10 protein-coding genes are annotated in these 12,745 nt (G+C 61.3%); 1 reads left to right on the forward strand and 9 read right to left on the reverse strand.

The window, feature by feature from the left end; all coding sequences use genetic code 11:
- Positions 1-7: 7 nt before the first annotated feature.
- Positions 8-1,354 (reverse strand): cation:proton antiporter, encoded by a 1,347-nt coding sequence (locus AABB92_RS18185; protein ID WP_046289372.1) that lies wholly within the window; start codon positions 1,352-1,354, stop codon positions 8-10.
- A gap of 62 nt (positions 1,355-1,416) precedes the next feature.
- On the reverse strand, positions 1,417-2,625 hold the full coding sequence (locus AABB92_RS18190) for an MFS transporter (protein ID WP_046289373.1): 1,209 nt from the start codon (positions 2,623-2,625) through the stop codon (positions 1,417-1,419).
- Positions 2,626-2,718: 93 nt separating this feature from the next.
- On the opposite strand from AABB92_RS18190, the gene AABB92_RS18195 reads away from it, so the two are divergent.
- Positions 2,719-3,678 (forward strand): LysR family transcriptional regulator, encoded by a 960-nt coding sequence (locus tag AABB92_RS18195; protein WP_046289374.1) that lies wholly within the window; start codon positions 2,719-2,721, stop codon positions 3,676-3,678.
- Between the two features lie 51 nt (positions 3,679-3,729).
- Here AABB92_RS18195 and AABB92_RS18200 read toward each other — a convergent pair whose 3' ends face one another.
- The 7 genes from AABB92_RS18200 to AABB92_RS18230 all read right to left on the reverse strand — a co-directional run bounded on the left by AABB92_RS18200 (position 3,730) and on the right by AABB92_RS18230 (position 12,654).
- Positions 3,730-4,233 carry a TIGR00645 family protein gene (locus AABB92_RS18200; RefSeq protein WP_031377731.1) on the reverse strand — a complete coding sequence of 168 codons (504 nt, stop codon included), beginning with the start codon at positions 4,231-4,233 and terminating at the stop codon, positions 3,730-3,732.
- A gap of 54 nt (positions 4,234-4,287) precedes the next feature.
- Positions 4,288-6,963 carry a two-component system sensor histidine kinase KdpD gene (gene kdpD, locus AABB92_RS18205; protein WP_046289375.1) on the reverse strand — a complete coding sequence of 892 codons (2,676 nt, stop codon included), beginning with the start codon at positions 6,961-6,963 and terminating at the stop codon, positions 4,288-4,290.
- A 16-nt stretch (positions 6,964-6,979) separates the two neighbouring features.
- Complete coding sequence (kdpC, locus tag AABB92_RS18210) at positions 6,980-7,546, reverse strand: potassium-transporting ATPase subunit KdpC (protein ID WP_031377168.1); 567 nt, start codon at positions 7,544-7,546, stop codon at positions 6,980-6,982.
- 10 nt (positions 7,547-7,556) lie between these two features.
- Positions 7,557-9,605, reverse strand: coding sequence for a potassium-transporting ATPase subunit KdpB (kdpB, locus tag AABB92_RS18215; protein ID WP_046289376.1), 2,049 nt, complete (start codon positions 9,603-9,605; stop codon positions 7,557-7,559).
- Positions 9,602-11,290, reverse strand: a complete 1,689-nt coding sequence (gene kdpA, locus AABB92_RS18220; RefSeq protein ID WP_031377167.1) for a potassium-transporting ATPase subunit KdpA — start codon at positions 11,288-11,290, stop codon at positions 9,602-9,604. Before kdpA ends, kdpB begins: the two co-directional genes overlap by 4 nt.
- Entirely contained in the window at positions 11,290-11,379 is a 90-nt protein-coding gene (kdpF, locus tag AABB92_RS18225; protein ID WP_010253443.1) for a K(+)-transporting ATPase subunit F, read from the reverse strand. The genes kdpA and kdpF overlap by 1 nt, the downstream gene beginning before the upstream one ends.
- A 108-nt stretch (positions 11,380-11,487) precedes the next feature.
- Positions 11,488-12,654, reverse strand: a complete 1,167-nt coding sequence (locus AABB92_RS18230) for an HD-GYP domain-containing protein (RefSeq protein WP_031377166.1) — start codon at positions 12,652-12,654, stop codon at positions 11,488-11,490.
- Positions 12,655-12,745: the final 91 nt, after the last annotated feature.

The raw sequence follows: 12,745 nt of genomic DNA on the forward strand, positions 1-12,745 counted from the left end.
TTTCGGGTTAAACCTTGCGCTGAAGGGCTTCCAGACGCCTTTGACGCCAGTTTAGCAGGGGTGACACGGTTATGCCGTGTATTACCACGCTGCAGACCACCAGGGTTAACGCCATATTGGTCATAATCTCCATCTGCGACCCTTCCATGCCGTGCGTCCAGGCGTAGGCGATGTAGTTCAGACTGCCGATGCCGCGAATACCGAGCCAGCCAATCAGCAGCCGCTGCCCCATCGGCAGGCCAGCGCGTAGCGTAACCAGCCAGACGGCCAGCGGGCGCACCACCACAAACAGCACCAGCCCCAGCAGCACGCCATAGATGTTCCAGTGCTGCGCCAGCGTGACGCCCAGCACCACCATCATGCCCGCCGCCAGTAACCGTTCAATGGTGTCACCAAACGACAGCGCGTCACCCACCACAAAGCCTATCGACTTCACCATGCTGTTATCGCCCTGATGCGCCAGTCGCTTATTCGGATTGACCAGCGCCTCGGAAGGCAGCACCCGCTCATCCTCTGACAGATCCTCGGGCTGATGGCGATGAAAAACACCCAGCTCAGCGCGGCGCAATCCCAGACCCGCAGCAAAGGCCGCCAGGAAACCCGAGGCACCCAGCCACTGCACCAGCGAATAACTCAGCGCAATCAGCGCCAGCGCCAGGAAATCGTTGGGCGCCACGTCGCCATTGGCGTTTCGCAATTTGGTGGCCAGTACGCCGATTAAGCGGCCCAGGCCAAAACCGATCGCCAGACCGCCGCCGATTGCCCAGATCACCTCTTTCGCTCCCCAATGGGTCAGCAGCGATCCGCTCAGGCTTTCGCCATTGAACAACAGCAGGGCCAGCACCAGCAGCGGCAGCGCCGAGCCATCATTCATCCCGGCTTCGCTGGAGATGGCAACGCGCAGCGAATCGTCATCCTGCGCATCGTTGACCGAGATTAAGCTCGCCAGCACCGGATCGGTCGGGGCGACAATCGCACCAAACGCCAGCGCAATCGGCCAGTCCAGCCCCACCAGCCAGTGCGCCAGCAGTGTCATCGCCGCTACCGTCAGCAGCATGGCCGGGAAAGCCAGCCGCAGGCCGGTATGCCAGCAGTTATTCTGTAGCGGCAGACGCAGCTTCAGGCCGGTAATAAACAGCGAGGCGGCCATGGTGATTTCAGTAATATGCGCCACCGCTTCTGAATGGGTGACGATATCGATGTGCAGCACGTCAAACGCCCACGGCCCACATAACATCCCGGCGATGAGAAACAGGCCAAAAGAAGTTACCGGCCCCCGGTGTATCCAACCGGAAGCCAGTGACATCAGCAGCAGCAGGCCGCCTGTCGCGGCTGTCCAGGCTAAAAAGCTCATAACACTCCAGATTATTTCGGGTTTATGTCTAAGCCTGGCACATTTTTTGACGGCCGCAGAAATCAGTTTTTCAGATGGCGGCTGGCGAAGCGCACCGCAAGACTGGCCGCGCCAGCCAGCGTTGACAGCGCCACGACGCCGTTCCAGCCCCAGTGCGCCAGCGCCAGGCTCCCCAGCGCCGCACCGCTTGCCATGCCGATAAACACCACGGTAAACAGCAGCGCATTCAGGCGACTGCGCGCTTCCGGCGCCAGGCCATATACCAGCGTCTGATGCGCCACCAGCGTCGCCTGTACCCCTAAATCGAAACCGATGGTGCTGACCACAATCAACGCCAGCTGAGCCGGCAGCGGCAGTAATGGCAGCAGGAACATCAGGGCAAACGAGACGGTCACCAGCGCGGCACCGGCCTGGGTCACTCTGGCCGGACCGATGCGGTCGGCGAAGCTGCCGGCCAGCGGCGCGGCCATCGCACCGGCCGCACCGGCTAAACCAAAGGCCCCGGCGACCGCACTGTCGAGGTGAAAACGCTCACTGAGCATTAACGCCAGCGTTGACCAGAAGGCGCTGAAACCAACCGACAGCAGCCCCTGGGCCAGCGCGGCACGACGCAGCGTCTGATGATGACGCCACAGATGCGCCAGCGACAGCAGCAGACGCGGATAGCTGACCGACGTGCCGGGCGTAAAGCGCGGCAGCACCCGCCAGAGCGTCAGGCTGATCAGCAGCACCGCCAGCGCCGCCACCATATACATGGTGCGCCAGCCGAAGTATTCGGCCACCACGCCACTGATCACCCGCGACAGCAGAATGCCGACCAGTAGTCCGGTCATCACCGTACCGACCGTTTTGCCACGGCTGCGTTCCGGTGCCAGCGCCGCCGACGCTGGCACGATATCCTGCGCCACCGTGGCGGTCAGGCCGGTGACGAAACTGGCGATCAGCAACGCGCTCAGCCCGCCGGAGAAGCCACACAGCAGCAACGCCGCCACCAGCAGTAATCCTTTGATAAAGATAATGGTGCGGCGGTCATGGCGATCGCCGAGCGGCGCCAGCAGCAGAATGCCGAGGGCATAACCCGCCTGGGTCAGCATCGGCACCATGCCGACCGCGCCGACGCCGACGTTAAACTGTTTGCTGATGATATCCAGCATCGGCTGGCTGTAGTAAATCGATGCCACGCTCAGTCCGGCGCCTGCCGCCAGGGTAAAAACCAGCGGAGCGGGGAGCGTTTCGCTCGAAGAATGAGTCATACTGCGGGTCGCTGACATGGTGTGATCCTCATAAATGCGTAACGCTATTAGCGCACACTGCGGCCATACGCGGTAGACTGCCATCAGACAAAACTGTTATGCGTGGTACGTATGAGCAACCCTAATACCAGCGACCGCATCGAACTGATGCAGACCTTTATTCGTATCGTGGAGAGCGGCAGTTTATCGGCCGCCGCCGCCCAGCTCGGTACTACCCAGCCGACCATCAGCCGGCGGCTGCAAACGCTGGAGCAGCGGCTCGGGCTGAAGTTAATTCTGCGCACCACGCACGCGCTTAAACTCACCGATGATGGTGAGCGCTGTTACGCTCAGGCGCGGCAACTGCTGGCGACCTGGCATGCGCTGGAAGATGAGCTGACCGGGGCCAGCGACGATCCGGTCGGTACCCTGCGGGTCCGTGCGCCGCACGCATTTGGTCAGGATCAGCTGATCGCCCCGCTGGTCGACTACCTGCGCCGCTATCCGCGGCTCAATATTGAGTGGATGCTGAATGACCGCACGCCTGACTTTATGGCCGAGAATATCGATTGCGCCATTCAGGTTGGCGCGCCGACCGATCCGTCAGTGGTGGCGATTCTGCTGGCAGAAGTGCCGCGTATTGTGGTTGCGTCGCCCGGGCTGCTGGCCCGTCATCCGCCGATTGAGCAGGTTGAACAGTTGCGCGATCTGCCGTGGCTGGCGCTGACCAGCTTTTATCGTAATGAAGTCGCATTACAGAAGATCGACGATGGCCAGCCGGTTAACCTGGCGATTACCCCAAGGCTGAGCAGTGACAGCCTGTATGCGGTGCGTAAAGCAGCGCTGGCCGGAATGGGCGCGGCGATCGTGTCGTCGTGGGTGGTACAGCAGGATTTAGCCGAGGGGCGGCTGGTTCAGCTGACGCCGCAGTGGCAGGCCCCGCCGTTGCCGATCTGGCTGACCTATCCGTGGGCCAGCTACTATCCGGCCAGGCTGCAGCATTTCTTTACCATGATTAAAGCGGTGATGCCGCAGCTGGCGGGCACCCGGCCGGCCACGGCTGCACGCCGTCAGGCAGAGCCAGAGGAATAAGCTGCTGCTGCCGCAGGCAAAAAAAAGCGGGTGCCTGTGCACCCGCCTTCATCAGTGGCCTTTCTTATCACCACGCGACATATTGTCCAGCCAGCCCATCACAAAGGCAGAGAGCACAAACGTCAGGTGGATAATCACGTACCACATCAGCTTGTCGTTGGCGACGTTGCGCGCTTCCATGAACACCCGCAGCAGGTGAATCGAGGAGATGGCCACAATCGACGCCGCGACTTTGTTTTTCAGTGAGCCGGAGTCCATCTTGCCCAGCCAGCTCAGCTTCTCTTTGCTTTCGTCGATATCGAGTTTAGAAACAAAGTTCTCGTAGCCCGACAGCATCACCATCACCAGCAGCCCGCCAACCAGCGTCATGTCGACCAGCGACAGCAGCAGCAGGATCAGATCGTTTTCCGCAATGCTGAAAATGTTGGGCAGCAGGTGGAAAATTTCCTGGAAAAATTTGATGGTCAGCGCCAGCAGGCCGAGTGAAAGTCCAATGTAAACCGGAGCCAGCAACCAGCGCGATGCATACATCAGGTTTTCGGTAAAACGTTCCATAAATTCCCAATAATAATCAGACAGGTCGGGCAGTATAACTGATCAACTGTGAAGTTATTTCAGCCCTTCGTCAGAAATTTCCGGAACCGGTGGCAGCGGCAGCGACAGACGAAATACAGCGCCGCCTTCGGGCCGATTCTCAGCCCAGATCTGCCCGCCATGACTCTCAATAATGGTCTTACAGATCGCCAGTCCCAGCCCGACGCCCGGCACGGCTGACTCCTTATCACCCCGGGTGAACTTATCAAAAATCCGGCTTAAATCCGCCTCTGCAATGCCGGGTCCGCCATCCCAGAGCGCAATCTCCAGCCGCGTCCCGGCACGCCAGGCACGAATCCCGCGCGGCGCGCAGTTACCGGCATACTTCAGGCTGTTCTCAATCAGGTTGGTAAAGACCCGCTCCAGCAGGCTGCTGTCGCCCTTGATCAGCACGATGTCGTCCGGCAGATCGAGCTGCACCTCGTGCCCTTTCAGCGACGGTGCCATGCTGCTCAGCGCCCCGCCGATCACCTCTTCCAGTGACAGCCACTCCTCACGCAGGTTCAGCCCGCCCGACTGAATGCGCGCCATATCCAGCATGTTACTCACCAGGCGGATGGTGCTCAGCGTCTGCTCACGGATCTGGCTGGCCTGCGGCACATATTTCGAGTTGTCATTGGCGAGGTCGAGCATCAGCATTTCCGCCTGGCCAAACAGCACGGTCAGCGGAGTACGCAGGTCATGTGACAGCGCGGACAGCAGCGCATTGCGCAGTTGCTCACGCTCCGCCGACAGCCGCGATGCCGCCTCGCTGTGCGACAGCGCCATCCGCTCCAGCGCGTTGGCGATCAGCACGGTAAAGGTTTCCACCAGCCGTTGCTGCTCGGGGATCATCAGCTGACGCAGATTTTGCGGTTCCACCACCAGCAAGCCGCGACAGTGCGCGCCGCTTTTTAACGGCAGGATTTGATACGGCACCGCCGGTAAGGTGTCGGTTCCGGCACCGGCCGGCTGGCCTTTGCTGTAGCTCCACTTAGCGATGGCGCGGTCAGGCTCACTGGCGGGTAGCGCATCGCCCACCGGTTGCAGTTCGCCCTGCTCATCCGGCAGCAGCAGCAGACAGCGCGCCTGCAGGGTGGCGTCCAGCACCCGCTGACTGGTGGCAGCGATATCCTGCGGCGTTAACGCGCTGCCGAGCGATTTGGCCATCTCATACAGCTGACGCGCACGCTGCTCGCGGTAGCGCGCCACCCGCGCCTGATAACGCACCCCGGCCGTCAGGTTGCCGACGATCACCCCCACCGCCAGCATCACGCCAAAGGTCACCAGATATTGCAGGTCGGAGACCGCCACCGTGCCGGTAGGAGCCACAAAGAACAGGTCAAAGGCGAGGATATTCATCACCGTGGCGATCACCGACGGCCAGCGGCCATAGCGCAGCGCCACGATCACCACCGCCAGCAGATAGATCATCACGCAGTTGGCCGGATCGAAACCGATCAACAGCGACTGGCCGGCAACGGTCACCGCGATGCACAGCACCAGCGCCATCATCACGCCGCGTAGCTGAATACGCCACTTGTCGCTGGTGACCCGGCCGTCCGCCAGCGGATGCGGCGCGTCGTGCAGCGGCTCATCCAGCGCCACCACCAGCAGATCGAGATCGGGGCCGAGCTGGCCGAGCCGTTCGGCAAAACTGTCACGCCGCCAGCGCCGCAGCGGACGACGGCCGGTTACGATTTTGCCGAGATTGTGTTCACGCGCGTAACGCAGCACCGCTTCCGCTTCATCAGGCTCGGAGAGCGTGGCGGTCTCTGCGCCCAGCTCCTGCGCCAGTTGCAGGGTACGCAGGATCGCCCGCCGCCGCGCTTCCGGTAGCCGGTTCAGCCGGGGCGTCTCGACATACACCGCATGCCATTCACTGCCCAGTCGCGCCGCCAGCCGCGCAGCGGTGCGCACCAGTTTTTCACTGCCGGTATCATCGCCAATACACAACAGAATCGCATCGCGGGTGTGCCAGACGCGATCCCGTCCCTGCTGATCGCGCCAGGCGCGCATCTGATCGTCTACCCGGTCCGCAGTGCGGCGCAGCGCCAGCTCACGCAGGGCGAACAGGTTGCCCTTGCGGAAAAAATTCTCAATCGCCCGTTCGGCGCGGTCGCCGATATAGACTTTGCCCTCTTTCAGCCGCTGCCGCAGATCGTCAGGCGGCAGATCGACCAGCACCACCTCATCGGCGCTGTCGAAAAAGGGGTCGGGCACGGTTTCCCGCACCTGAATACCGGTAACGCCGCCCACTACGTCATTGAGGCTCTCCAGATGCTGAACGTTGACGGTGGTCAGCACGTCAATGCCCGCTTCCAGCAGCTCCTCAATGTCCTGCCAGCGTTTGGGATGACGCGAGCCCTGAACGTTGGTGTGCGCCAGCTCGTCCATCAGGATCACCGCCGGATGGCGGGCCAGCGCCGCATCAAGGTCAAACTCGGCATGGCGCGAGCGGCCGGTCGCCCGGCGCGGCAGCAGGGTTAAGCCGCTCAGCAGCTGCGCCGTTTCCGGCCGGTCGTGGGTCTCCACCACGCCGATCAACACATCCAGCCCCTGCGCACGCAGCCGTTGCGCCTCCTGCAGCATGGCGTAGGTTTTCCCGACGCCCGCACAGGCGCCAAAGTAGATTTTCAGCCGGCCGCGATGGCTGTCGCGGCTAGCCTGCAACAGAGCATCGGGATCGGGGCGCGTCGGTTCCTGATTCATAGGGTCCTTGTCGGCATTACAGATCGCTGAGCGCCAGGTTGAGCTGCAGCACATTGACCGTCGGATCGCCGAGGAACGGCATCAGCGGCCGGTGGGTCTGCTGATCAATCAGCGCCTCTACCTGGGCTAACGGTAACTGACGGCTGGCGGCGATGCGAGGGGCCTGCCAGCGCGCCGCGTCAGGTGAAATATCCGGGTCCAGTCCGCTGGCTGAGGCGGTCACCAGCTCAACCGGCACCGCGGCCGGTGCCTGAGGATTGGCGGCCCGCAGCGCGGCAACCCGTTCGGCGACCGCTTTATCCAGCGCCGGGTTACTGGCGGCCAGATTGCTGCCGCCCGACGCCAGCGGGTTATAGGGCCGATCGCCGCTGGCAGAGGGACGACCCCAGAAATAACCGGGCTGGGTAAAGTTCTGCCCAATCAGCGCCGACCCGTGCGCCACACCCTGTTTCTCCAGTAACGAACCGTTGGCCTGCGCCGGAAACAGCCACTGCGCCAGGCCGGTGGTGAGCAAAGGATAAACCACGCCGCTGATAACGGTAAGCAGCAACAACAGTAAAATCGCCGGACGTAACTGACTCATCTTCTTCTCCTCAGGCCATGCCTGACAGGACTAACAGCAAATCGATCGCTTTAATGCCGACAAACGGCACCAGCAGGCCACCCAGCCCGTAGATCAGCAGGTTGCGGCGCAGTAAGGCGGCCGCGCTCAGTGGGCGATAGCTGACGCCCTTCAGCGCCAGCGGAATCAGAAACACAATCACCAGCGCATTAAAGATTACCGCCGACAGAATCGCGCTGGCCGGTGAGTGCAGGTGCATCACGTTGAGCATGTTGAGCTGGGGATAGGTGGCGGCAAACGCGGCCGGAATAATGGCAAAATACTTGGCCACGTCGTTGGCGATACTGAAGGTGGTCAGCGAACCGCGCGTCATCAGCATCTGCTTACCGATGTGCACCACTTCCAGCAGCTTGGTCGGGTTAGAGTCGAGATCGACCATGTTGCCCGCCTCTTTCGCCGCCTGAGTGCCGGAGTTCATCGCCACCGCCACGTCCGCCTGAGCCAGCGCCGGCGCATCGTTGGTGCCGTCACCCGTCATCGCCACCAGCCGTCCTTCCGCCTGGTACTGACGGATCAGCGCCAGTTTGGCCTCGGGCGTCGCCTCGGAAAGAAAGTCATCCACCCCCGCTTCGGCGGCAATCGCCGCGGCCGTCAGCGGGTTATCGCCGGTGATCATCACGGTTTTGATGCCCATCTTGCGCAGCTCGGCAAACCGCTCTTTGATGCCGCCTTTGACGATATCTTTCAGCGCCACCACGCCCAGCACTTTCGCCCCTTCTGCCACCACCAGCGGCGTGCCGCCGGTGCGCGCCACCTCTTCGACCCGGGCGTTCACCTCGGCCGGGAACGCGCCATGGCTGGCTTCAATATGACGACGTACCGCATCGACCGCCCCTTTACGGATCAGCCGATCCTGTACGTTAACCCCACTCATCCGGGTCTGCGCCGAGAACGGAATGAAGCTGGCGCCCATGCTGCTGAGATCGCGTTCACGCAGGTTAAACTGCTGTTTCGCCAGGATGACGATGCTGCGGCCTTCCGGCGTCTCATCCGCCAGTGAGGCGAGCTGCGCGGCATCCGCCAGCTGCTCTTCGCTGACGCCCGGAGCCGGCAGAAACTGTGTCGCCTGCCGGTTACCGAGGGTAATGGTGCCGGTTTTATCCAGCATCAGCACATCAACATCGCCCGCGGCTTCCACCGCGCGGCCGCTGGTGGCGATCACGTTGGCACCGAGCATACGGCTCATCCCCGCCACGCCAATCGCCGACAGCAAGCCGCCGATGGTGGTCGGGATCAGACAGACCAGCAGCGCCACCAGCACCGTGACGCTGACCGGCGTCCCGCCCCACGCCGAGAACGGCCACAGGGTAACGGTCGCCAGCAGAAACACGATAGTGAGTGACACCAGCAGAATGGTCAGGGCGATCTCATTCGGGGTTTTACGGCGTTTGGCCCCCTCCACCATGGCGATCATCCGGTCAAGGAAGGTCTCGCCGGGGTTAGCGCTACAGGTAATCACCAGCCAGTCAGAGAGGATGCGCGTCCCGCCGGTTACCGAGGCAAAATCGCCGCCCGATTCACGGATAACCGGCGCGGATTCGCCGGTAATTGCGCTCTCATCCACCGACGCCCCCCCTTCCAGCACCTCGCCGTCGCACGGAATGATATCGCCCGCTTCCACCAGCACCGCATCGCCTTTGCGCAGCTGATCGGCCGCGACCTGCTGCCAGTCCGCGCCATAGCGCGCCGCCGACAGTTTTTTCGCAAAGCTGGTCTTTTTCACCCCTTTCAGGCTGCTGGCCTGGGCTTTACTGCGCCCTTCTGCCAGCGCCTCTGCCAGATTAGCAAACAGCACGGTGAACCACAGCCAGACCGCAATCGCACCGGTAAAACTGGCGCTGCCGTTCAGCTTGCCAGTCAGCATAGCCAGCGCCAGTAAGGTGGTCAGCACGCTGCCGAGATAGACCACAAACATCACCGGATTACGGAATTGCACCCGAGGATCGAGCTTTTTCAGCGCATCCCAGGCTGAAGTACGCAGCAGCGCCGCGTCAAATAACGCCTGTTGTTGACGACTCATGAGGATTGTCCCTGAACAAGTTGCAGATGCTCAGCCACCGGGCCCAGCGCCAGAGCAGGAATAAAGGTCAGCGCACCGACCAGCAACACGGTGCCGACCAGCAGCGCAATAAACAGCGGGCCGTGCGTTGGCAGCGTGCCGTTGCCCACCGGCTGCACTTTTTTCACCGCCATCGCACCGGCAATCGCCATCACCGGGATGATGATGCCGAAGCGGCCCAGCAGCATGCAACTGGCCAGCAGCAGGTTCCAGAACGGGGTGTTGGCACTCAGTCCGGCAAACGCGCTGCCGTTGTTATTGGCCGCCGAGGAGACCGCGTAGAGCACTTCACTGAAGCCGTGAATACCGGGGTTAGCCATCGCGCCCCGTCCGGCGTCGGTCATCATCGCCAGCGCAGTGCCGATTAACACCAGCGCAGGCGTCACCAGAATCGCCAGCGCGGTCATTTTCATCTCCCAGACGTCGATTTTTTTACCGAGGAATTCCGGGGTACGACCGATCATCAGCCCGGCGATAAACACCGCCAGCAGCACAAACAGCAGCATGCCGTACAGGCCAGCTCCGACGCCGCCGAACACCACTTCACCCAGCTGCATCAGCCACATCGGCACCATTCCGCCCAGCGCGGTAAAAGAGTCGTGCATGGCGTTAACCGCGCCGCATGAGGCGGCAGTGGTGATCACCGCAAACAGGCTGCTGTTAAGAATGCCAAACCGGGTCTCTTTGCCCTCCATGTTGACCGCGCTGTCGGCGCCCAGCGTCAGCAGATGTGGATTGCCGCGCAGTTCTGCCCACATCACCACCGCCACTGCCACCACAAACATCAGCGTCACCGCCCACAGCAGCATGTGGCCCTGACGTCGATCGCGCACGCTTTCACCAAAGGCAAAGCAGAGCGCCGCCGGGATCAGGAAGATGCTCAGCATCTGTATCAGGTTGGTCAGCAGCGTCGGGTTTTCAAACGGATGAGCGGAGTTGGCGTTGAAGAAGCCACCGCCGTTGGTGCCGAGCATTTTGATCGCTTCCTGCGAGGCCACCGGACCCATCGCCAGCGTTTGCTGTGTGCCTTCCAGCGTGGTGAGCGTGTGGTACGGCGACAACGTCTGGATGCTGCCCTGGCTGACAAAAATCAGCGCCATCAGCAGGCTGATCGGCAGCAGCACATAGAGCGTGATGCGCGTCAGGTCACGCCAGGCGTTGCCGAGCATCCCGCTTCCGCGCTGAGCGAATCCGCGAATCAGCGCAAACGCAACCGCAATACCGGTGGCCGCCGACAGGAAGTTCTGCACCGTCAGCCCCACCATCTGGCTGAAATAGCTCAGGGTGCTTTCGCCGCTGTAGGACTGCCAGTTGGTATTGGTCACAAAGCTGACCGCGGTGTTCAGCGCCAGATGCCAGCTCAGACCCGGCAATCCCTGTGGGTTAAGCGGCAGCGTGCCCTGCAGCAGTAAAATCGCCAGCAGCAGCGCAAAGCCGAGCGCGTTAAACAGCAGAATCGCCAGCAGATAATGCGGCCAGCGCATCCCGCTTTGCTGTGCGCCCAGCAGCCGCCACAGCGGCGCTTCGACCCGGGCGAACAGCGGCTTATCGGCAACCAGCGCCGCCAGGCCACGCCCAAGCGGTTGCGCCAGCACCATTAACAGCAGCAGATAACATCCGATGAGTAAAAAAGCATTGGCCGCCATCAGAAGGCCTCCGCATTTAACAGGGCATAGATCAGATAGCCCAGTAACAACACCACCAGCACAATGCCGGTTATTACGCCCACGCTCACAGGAACCTCCAGAGGTTTGGATTTGCTGATTAGCTTGCGCGGCGGCGTATAAAGAAGGGGTTAAAATGCAGCGGGCGGGCGTAAAAATAGTGTAAAAATGGCGAAATATCAGGCGACTTCCAGCGCCCAGATGCGGTTGAGATCGACATTGCCCCACAGCGTGCTGTCTTCCGCCCCGACAATGCTGTCGGTACAGAAGCTATCGCCCAGGTCGAGCTCTTCCGGTTTGACTTCGCGCTGGGCGTGCAGCGACCAGAAGACGTGGACACAGGGCTTCATCAGCGATTTCTCACCCGCTTTGACCACCAGCGCCACCCGGCCTGATGCCAGCCGTACCAGTGAGCCGACCGGATAAATGCCGATGGTACGGACAAAGGCGTGCAGCAGGCCGTTATCGAAGTGGCCACGCCAGCTCAGCATGTGATGCATCGCCTCGGCGGGCGTCCAGCCGGTGCGGTAGACGCGCGTCGAGGTGATGGCGTCATAGACATCACACACCGCCGCCATGCGGGCATACAGCGAGATCTCCTCACCTTTCAGGCCGTGCGGATAACCGCTACCGTCATATTTTTCATGATGGTGCAGCGCAATATCCAGCAGATCGGCATCGGCACTGGCCTCCATCAGCATCTGTGCACCGACGATCGGATGCTGACGCATGATGGTAAACTCGTCCTCGGTCAGCTTGCCGGCTTTGTTAAGGATCTCCAGCGGCACGGCCGCTTTGCCGACGTCGTGCAGCAAGCCGCCCATCCCGACGCGCCGCAGCTGGATCTCATTCAGCCCGAGCCTTTTCCCCAGCGAAATCATCAGCCCGCAGACCGCCATCGAATGCAGATAGGTGTAGTCATCGTGATTTTTCAGCCGCGCCACGCTCAGCAGTGCAGAGGGTTCACGCCGAATCGATCCGGAGATTTCATCCACCAGATCGATCATATAATCAAGGTTCAGGCTGTTACCGAGGCGCGCCTCGTTGAACATCGCCAGCACTTTGGATTTGCCCTGCTGAAAGATCTGCTGCGCCTGATCCAGCTCCTGAAAAAACGGCGTCCGGGCTATCGATCTTTTTGCCACAACCGGCGCGATCGGAGCCTGCACCGATCGATCGAGGTCGATCCACAGTTGCTGGATCCCTTCGTTGCGTAACATAGCGATTTGTCGTGGATCGGTGATCAGCATCTGGTTGCGAATACGTTTGTCTTTTATCCACCAGACCTCCAGCTTGTGGATAAACATGCCTGGACGTAGTTCGTCAACGGTAATCAGCTTTATCACGATATCACTCCTTAATATCAGCGGATGGTAAGGTGATATCGGCAGCTGCGCAAAATTTCTTCAGGCCGTTTTGTGCGGAGTGTGTGGTCGG

It is taken from the genome of Pantoea brenneri (assembly GCF_038594305.1).
GTDB lineage: Bacteria > Pseudomonadota > Gammaproteobacteria > Enterobacterales > Enterobacteriaceae > Pantoea > Pantoea brenneri.